Genomic DNA, 3425 nt, shown 5'->3' on the forward strand with positions numbered 1-3425 from the left:
TGGACGCATCCGTCTGGTAGATCACGCCCTGGTGAGCGTTGACCAGCGGCACGAGCTCTGAAAGCAGCAGCCGGCCGACGGTGACGAGGTCGCGCTGACCCTGGAGCATGTTGGTGAAGCGGGCGAGGTTGGTCTTCAGCCAGTCCTGCTCGGTATTGCGCTCGGTGGTGAGGCGCAAGTTGGTGATCATCGTGTTGATATTGTCCTTGAGTTCGGCCACTTCGCCGCGAGCGCTGACCTGGATGCTGCGGGTCAGGTCGCCCTTGGTGACGGCGGTGGCCACTTCGGCGATGGCGCGGACCTGGGTCGTCAGGTTGGCCGCCAGGAGGTTGACGTTGCCGGTCAAGTCCTTCCAGGTGCCGGAGGTGCCGGGGACGTTGGCCTGGCCGCCGAGGCGGCCTTCGACGCCGACCTCGCGGGCGACGGAGGTCACCTGCTCGGCGAAGATGGCGAGCGTCTCGGTCATGTTGTTGATGGTCTCGGCAAGGGCGGCGACTTCGCCCTTGGCGTTCACCGTCAGGCTCTGCTTCAAGTCGCCGTTGGCGACGGCGGTCACGACCTTCACGATGCCGCGGACCTGCTCCGTCAGGTTGGCCGCCATGACGTTGACGTTGTCGGTGAGGTCCTTCCACGTGCCGGCGACGCCGGGAACAACGGCCTGGCCGCCGAGCTTGCCGTCGGTGCCCACTTCACGGGCCACGCGCGTCACTTCGGCCGCGAACGAACGCAGCTGGTCCACCATCGTGTTGATGGTTTCCTTCAGCTGGAGCACCTCGCCGCTGACGTCGACCGTGATCTTCTTGGAGAGGTCGCCTCGGGCGACGGCGGTGGTCACTTCGGCGATGTTGCGCACCTGGCTGGTCAGGTTGCCGGCCATGGCGTTGACCGAGTCGGTGAGGTCCTTCCACGTGCCGGCGACGCCGGGGACGACGGCCTGGCCGCCGAGCTTGCCGTCGGTGCCCACTTCGCGGGCCACGCGCGTCACTTCGGCCGCGAACGAACGCAGCTGGTCCACCATCGTGTTCAGGGTTTCCTTGAGGAGCAGAATCTCGCCGCGGACGTCGACGGTGATCTTCTTGGAGAGGTCGCCTCGTGCGATGGCGGTGGCGACTTCGGCGATGTTGCGCACCTGGCTGGTCAGGTTGCCGGCCATGGAGTTGACGTTGTCGGTGAGGTCCTTCCAGGTGCCGGCGACACCGGGGACTTCGGCCTGGCCGCCGAGCTTGCCGTCGGTGCCGACTTCGCGCGCCACGCGCGTCACTTCCGAGGCGAAGGCGTTGAGCTGGTCCACCATCGTGTTGATCGTGTTCTTCAGTTCGAGAATCTCGCCCTTGACGTTCACGGTGATCTTGCGGGAGAGGTCGCCTCGGGCGACGGCGGTGGTCACTTCGGCGATGTTGCGCACCTGGCTGGTCAGGTTGCCGGCCATGGCGTTGACCGAGTCGGTGAGGTCCTTCCACGTGCCGGCGACGCCGGGGACGACGCCCTGGCCGCCGAGCTTGCCGTCGGTGCCCACTTCGCGCGCCACGCGCGTCACTTCCGACGCAAAGGCGTTGAGCTGGTCCACCATCGTGTTGATCGTGTTCTTCAGCTCGAGGATCTCGCCCTTGACGTCGACAGTGATCTTGCGGGAGAGGTCGCCTCGGGCGACGGCGGTGGTCACTTCGGCGATGTTGCGCACCTGGCTGGTCAGGTTGCCGGCCATGGAGTTGACGTTGTCAGTCAAGTCCTTCCACGTGCCGGCGACGCCGCGGACTTCGGCCTGCCCGCCGAGCTTGCCTTCGGTGCCGACCTCGCGGGCCACGCGCGTCACTTCGCCGGCGAACGCGTTCAGCTGGTCCACCATCGTGTTGATGGTTTCCTTCAGCTGAAGAATCTCCCCCTTCACGTCGACGGTGATCTTCTTGGACAAGTCGCCTCGGGCGACGGCGGTGGTCACTTCGGCGATGTTGCGCACCTGGCTGGTCAGGTTTGACGCCATGGAGTTGACGTTGTCGGTGAGGTCCTTCCACGTGCCGGCGACGCCGCGGACTTCGGCCTGCCCGCCGAGCTTGCCCTCGGTGCCCACCTCGCGGGCCACGCGCGTCACTTCGCCGGCGAACGCGTTCAGCTGGTCCACCATCGTGTTGATGGTTTCCTTCAGCTGGAGGATCTCGCCCTTGACGTCGACGGTGATCTTGCGGGAGAGGTCGCCGCGGGCGACGGCGGTGGTCACCTCGGCGATGTTGCGCACCTGGCTGGTCAGGTTCGACGCCATGGAGTTGACGTTGTCAGTCAAGTCCTTCCACGTGCCGGCAACGCCGCGAACCTCGGCCTGACCGCCGAGCTTGCCGTCGGTGCCGACTTCGCGGGCCACGCGCGTCACTTCGCCGGCGAACGCGTTCAGCTGGTCCACCATCGTGTTGATGGTTTCCTTGAGTTCGAGGATTTCGCCGCTGACGTTGACGGTGATCTTCTTGGAGAGATCGCCTCGGGCGATGGCGGTGGCGACTTCGGCGATGTTGCGCACCTGGCTGGTCAGGTTCGACGCCATGGAGTTGACGTTGTCGGTGAGGTTCTTCCAAGTGCCGGCGACGCCGGGGACTTCGGCTTGGCCGCCGAGCTTGCCGTCGGTGCCGACCTCGCGGGCAACGCGCGTCACCTCGCCGGCGAACGCGTTCAGCTGGTCCACCATCGTGTTGATGGTCTCCTTCAGCTGGAGCACTTCGCCGCTGACGTTGACGGTGATCTTCTTGGAGAGGTCGCCTCGGGCGACGGCGGTGGTCACTTCGGCGATGTTGCGCACCTGCGACGTCAGGTTTGACGCCATGGCGTTGACCGAGTCGGTGAGGTCCTTCCAAGTGCCGGCGACGCCGGGGACGACGGCCTGGCCGCCGAGCTTGCCGTCGGTGCCGACCTCGCGGGCCACGCGGGTGACTTCCGAAGCGAAAGACCGCAGCTGGTCGACCATCGTGTTGATGGCTTCCTTCAACTGAAGGATTTCGCCCTTCACGTCGACGGTGATCTTGCGGGAGAGGTCGCCTCGGGCGACGGCGATGGTCACGTCGGCGATGTTGCGCACCTGCGCGGTCAGGTTGCTGGCCATCGAGTTGACGCTCTCGGTGAGGTCCTTCCAGACGCCGCCGACCTCGCGGATCTGAGCCTGGCCGCCGAGCTTGCCGTCGGTGCCGACCTCGCGGGCCACGCGCGTCACTTCCGAGGTGAAGATCGACAACTGCTGGATCATCGTGTTGACGATCATGGCCGAGCGGAGGAACTCGCCCTCCAGGGGACGTCCTTCGACGTCAAGCCGGACCGTCTGCATCAGGTCGCCCTGCGCTACGGCCGCGATGGCGCGGGTCACTTCGGCCGTGGGACGGAGCAGGTCGTCAACGAGCGTGTTGACCGATGTCTCCATCTCCATCCAGGCGCCGCCCTTGCCGCCC

1 protein-coding gene is annotated in these 3425 nt (G+C 66.0%); it reads right to left on the minus strand.

Annotation, left to right across the window (positions count from 1 at the left end):
• A partial coding sequence (locus LC574_RS39345; protein ID WP_229457651.1) for a HAMP domain-containing protein occupies positions 1–3425 on the minus strand: 3425 nt, incomplete at both ends.

The sequence above is a fragment of the Nostoc sp. CHAB 5715 genome (assembly GCF_020829685.1).
In the GTDB taxonomy this organism is placed as follows: domain Bacteria; phylum Cyanobacteriota; class Cyanobacteriia; order Cyanobacteriales; family Nostocaceae; genus Nostoc.